This is a genomic window from Tractidigestivibacter sp. (genome assembly GCF_057241865.1).
Map to the genome: position 1 here is coordinate 1 of NZ_DBHHPX010000076.1, position 4,507 is coordinate 4,507.

The window sequence follows — 4,507 nt, forward strand, 5'->3', positions numbered from 1 at the left end:
GGGATGCGGGAAGGCTAGGATGGGGACACCATCAGGCAGGGGCTTTCGGTAGCAAGAGCAAATCCGTGTCGAACGAACCCAGCCAGTTCACACCGACACTACCCACGCGCATGGTGGCCGGCTGGAGCATGCGGGACAACATGGGGGCAGGACTTGTCGCCTTCGCCCCCAGGATGGCATATTCGCGCGGATACGTGGCCGGAGGGGCCATATTCCGCAACGACCGTGGCAGCCAGCACGCGGGCGCCGAGCTTGCCGCATGAGCTACCGCGCACGACATGAGGTTCTCCGTGAGCCGAACTGGCATCTGTCACGACAATGCGGTCGCTGAAAGATTATGTGCTCAGGCACATAAGGACTCCTTGTGGGCATTGTAGGAGGTGCGAGGTTCAGGCTCTTTCATGGCCTAACTACTTTTCACCAAAGGATGCCCCTCGATTTTGAAGAACTTGTCTTCCTGCGAGAGGGAGAGCACGACGAAGTCGGGGTTTTGAACCAGTTCATCGGGCAGCTTGTCGCGCAGCATGGAGATGATCACCTGGACATTGTTATCCCGCGCCACCTCGTCAATCTTTCTGAGCTGGTTGCCATGGACCAGTTCCTTCTTGTCATTCAGAACAAAGTGCAGGCAGTCGATGTCCTCCTCGTCTGCAAAGCGCGTGTAGGCGATGTCAAAGCAGAGCGCCTCACCCTGCTTCTTGCCCGAGCTTATGTTCGTGGCGTCGACTCTCAATGAGAAGTAGGGGACCCCGCTTTTGTCCGTCTTGTGTTCCGGTCTCACAAAGTAGGTCTCACCGTAAAGTGTCTGCGAAACGAGGCCGAAGGCTCTGTTCAGGACGGAAAGCCTCTGCCGTATCTTTTCGTCCTGCCCCGCCTCTTCGCCCTGCCGGTCTATCTCGGCGATGCGCTCGTCGATGTCCTCCAGCCTGGCGTGGGACTCCCTCAGCTGCTTGAGCAGCCCTTCCAGCTCACCCTTCTGCTGGTATTTACCGTTTATCTCCACGAGCAGATCCTCGGCCTCCTTGGAAGAGATTTTGGAGGAGAGCTCGCCCGAGACCTTCTTGTCCTGCTCAAGGAGTGCATCCAGGTCTTGACGAAGGCCTTTCTGACGCTGCCCTAGCTCTGGAAGGTCCCTCTTGATGAACTTGGCACGCTCCTCCAGCATTCCGTTATGGAACGCGACCAGCTGCTCGAAAGACTTCTGGATGGACGGCACCAAGGCAGAAGCCTCGTCATACAGGAATCTGAGCTGTTCCACATCGACGGTCGAGCGCGCGTCTTCAATTGACCGTTCTGCGTCATGGATAAGCCCGATGCGTATCTCCACCCGGCTCAACTCCGAGCGGAGGCGGGCGATACGGATGGCCAAGCTGTCGGACTCGGTGAGGAGGTCTGCGTAGTTCTCAGCAACGGCGAGGTGCGATCGTTTGTCTTCAAGGGCGGCTATCTCGTTGTCGAGGACGTCGATCGCCGTCTCATAGAAGCCTTCGTCCCTGCCGGGGCTCACCTTCTTCGCAAAGGCGAACTCCTCCTTCTTCTTCAAGGCTAGACGCTGTTTTTCGGCCGCGTCCTTTTCCGTGCAGCCCAGCATGAACAGGTAAAGCGGCTCGTACTCGACCCCTGCCGTGTTCTGGTGCAGGAACGCCAGAGTGTGCGAGAGCGCCCAGTCGTCGATGCGGATGTTGTGGCCGATGACTTGACGGAAGGTGGGCTTCTCGCCAATGGGGAGGGAGGGGAAGAGCTCTTCCGAAAGGAGGTTCAGGAACTCCTTGGCCGGCGTCTGTGTGCCGTTGATGGTCCTTATGCACTGCTTGCCTTGCAGGAAATTGCGCTCGACCGTCAAGGTTTCAGGATTCGCCGATGACAGGTCGGTAACGAGCTCGAGATGAATCAGGACGTGCTTGACCCTAAGGTAGTCCTTCACGAGCTGGTAGACGTTTCTTGGGTTCTCGGGATCGGCGTAAATCGGCTTGGCCTCCGCACCGAGGCAGTAGTCGATGAGCCTCAGCACCGTGGTCTTGCCCACATTGTTGCCAGTGGCGGTGGATTGCGCGGACTCCGGTGTGTCATCGACGATGAGATTGAGACCAGGGCCAAATTCGATGTCACGGAGCATGCCGTCCACCGATGACACGGCAAGGCGTTTTATGAACATAGCCTGATTTCCCCCTCTTCGTTCTTTTCGACAGCGCCCAGGAGGAACAGCCAGTCAATGCCAAGTTGGAAGCTCGTAGGCGAGATCCTATATTCATCTCTGAGTGCGTCGTACACCGTTTCCGCCTGTGTGAACCCGCCTTTTCCTCTGGACCTCGAAAGTGCGTCCAGAATCCATGCGCCAATGCAGTAGAGCATATCCTCCGGCCTTGAGTCTCTAGCGAGGATCATGGTCGGCCCCGCTCATCTTCGCAGGCTGCATGAGAATGTCAGGCCCTTTGTAAATCCGGCAGCGCATGAACGCATCTACGAGGACGATATCGATGCAAAGCAACCTCGTGGCATCGTCTATGCGTGCAATATCCCCGTCATCAGAAATCTGCCTTTCAAGCGCATCCTCCAGAGCGAAGAATGTCTCGTAAGGGTTCTGGCTGGCGAGGTGCGCCTTCACATACTCGCCGTTCAGCATATTGAGCATGGCGAGTCGCCCATTGGTGCCAGATTCGTCGTAGACTTGGTAAATCGTCTCCAGATAAGGCGTGTACGCCGAAACTTCCTGAATGTGGCTCTCTAGCTCACCGAGACTGTTTGCCCGAATCTTCGCGACAATCTCGAAAGGCATCGGATCCTTCCAAGGCTGTTCTTCGAGATGTCCTTTTGTCAGGAGGGTCTTGACCACCGCAGCTAGAGCAGAGGGTACTTTTTCGAGATTGACCGAAGCAACGCCTAGCTCTTTTTCAACAATGCCGGCAGCATGCTTGAGGTCATCAACCTGAAGGGATTGGAGCTGCTTCACGAGCCGAGAGACGTCGATGATGTCGCTGCCCATATCGAAGGCAAGACCTTCTGGAACATCATTGTCTTTCATGGGCTGATACTTCGGGGCCTTGGCGACGAGGAACATGAACTTGACCGAATAGCCTGCATATTTGGGGAGATCGATCTTATCTAGCGATTTCTTGATCTTCCCCCTCGACGCGTCCTTACTCACCTGCACGAAAATCTTACGTCCGCCATCGACCAGGTCATAGCCAGGCGTGTTTGCAACCGAATCGTTGGCGTCTACGAGTTGCCAGCCATAGGCGCAGTTGAGCAGGTCGCGAAAAAAGTATTCGGACAGCACCGCAGAATCTTGCAGATTGCCGGAGCCATCAACCTTAAGTGAGTCGCAGTGCACAACGAGAAGCTGCTTTATACGCTTGATCAACAGCTCTCGTTCCATCATCGTCCTCCCCTTATCTATGGCTTCCTACAGTATCGAGAATATTATCACCTGCAATGCTCCATTTGGGGGTCAGGAGAGAAATGGCACTGCATGCGGCAGGTGTGGCCGCTGCTCGCGAGGCTGGCGGAGATTGCATGGCTCATGGGGTCGGAGGAGACCGGGTGAGCTGCAATCTTTTGGTGGACAGGGGACGGCGGGAACTTGCAGCGGTTATCCTCTGCACAGATGCCCACTCCACCAATACCAGCAGATCCTTCGTCTCGCTGGGACATGGCAGGAAGAAGCCATCAGCCGCAGGAGCGACCTGCCGCCCGGTTTCAGCAGGCGCTGCCGAAGCGCAATATGGACGGTACTGAAGCCCAATAACCGACTATCGGCCGGTCAATGCCGGAGCACGACAACCGCAGTGCCGATACGGGCTAATACTCAGGTAGATATTACGAAGTAATGCCAACGTCCTCTCCAAAACGCTAGCTTCACGCCCAATCACCTTGTTCAAAAGTGCTGGGATTTCCTCATCTTTATTAATCTCTCGGCGGCTTGTCAAGCTGAGTGCAACAGCTCCCGGTAGACCTCGTCGGCCGTCCTGTACCCCAGGACCTTCCTCGGCCTGTCGTTGGCCAGGCCGTAGGCCCGCCGCACCCCCCGCCCGTGACCCTGGGGAAGCCCGTGCCCTTGGGGAAGAGCCCCCCGATGGGCCCGTCGGCGCTCTCCGCCGTGGGCTCCTGCCGGGGGTGGCGGGGCTCGCAGAAGCAGGACCGCACGCCGCCGAGCCTCTCCGAGGCCTCGTGGGAGGCCCTGGCCTTGCCACGCCTCCCCTCGCGGCCCCCGCGCCCCCCTCTACGCAGATGGCGGCACATCCGGCCTTGCGGGGCCGCATCCGGGGCACCGGACGTGCCTGAGCCGACGTCCCGGCAGATGGTGGGGAGGCTCGCGACGCGCGAGCCGCCGCGCTCGAGGCGGAGCCTGCCGTCTGCCTGCTCTGGCGACCAGCGGCCGTCCGCGATGCGCGGCCTCGCCCCCTCGGCCGACGTCGGGCCCGAGGGCCCCTTGCGCGGCCTGCGCCCCGCATGGTGTTAACGTCAATCTACATTTCACCGTTCGCGCCAAACAACCGCCGCCGGACGC

Annotated in this window: 3 protein-coding genes and 1 pseudogene; 1 reads left to right on the top strand and 3 read right to left on the bottom strand. The window is 58.4% G+C overall.

All coding sequences use genetic code 11. From position 1 onward, the window contains the following. A pseudogene (locus tag ACO59D_RS12875) lies at positions 1-263 on the top strand (hypothetical protein); the annotation flags it as partial. Positions 264-406: 143 nt separating this feature from the next. Here ACO59D_RS12875 and ACO59D_RS12880 read toward each other — a convergent pair. The 3 genes from ACO59D_RS12880 to ACO59D_RS12890 all read right to left on the bottom strand — a co-directional run bounded on the left by ACO59D_RS12880 (position 407) and on the right by ACO59D_RS12890 (position 3,376). Next, the gene (locus tag ACO59D_RS12880) at positions 407-2,011 is read right to left on the bottom strand and encodes a DUF2326 domain-containing protein (protein ID WP_485127328.1); all 1,605 of its coding nucleotides are present in this window, start codon (positions 2,009-2,011) and stop codon (positions 407-409) included. A gap of 134 nt (positions 2,012-2,145) precedes the next feature. Next, positions 2,146-2,385: an ABC-three component system middle component 6 gene (locus tag ACO59D_RS12885; RefSeq protein WP_130812746.1), complete on the bottom strand. Its 240-nt coding sequence runs from the start codon at positions 2,383-2,385 to the stop codon at positions 2,146-2,148. Then, positions 2,372-3,376, bottom strand: a complete 1,005-nt coding sequence (locus ACO59D_RS12890) for an ABC-three component system protein (RefSeq protein WP_485127329.1) — start codon at positions 3,374-3,376, stop codon at positions 2,372-2,374. The genes ACO59D_RS12885 and ACO59D_RS12890 overlap by 14 nt, the downstream gene beginning before the upstream one ends. Between the last annotated feature and the right edge of the window lie 1,131 nt (positions 3,377-4,507).

Coding starts and splice junctions, on each gene's coding strand:
- ACO59D_RS12885 (WP_130812746.1), bottom strand. CDS start 2,385: ATGATCCTCGCTAGAGACTCAAGGCCGGAGGATATGCTCTACTGCATT.
- ACO59D_RS12890 (WP_485127329.1), bottom strand. CDS start 3,376: ATGGAACGAGAGCTGTTGATCAAGCGTATAAAGCAGCTTCTCGTTGTG.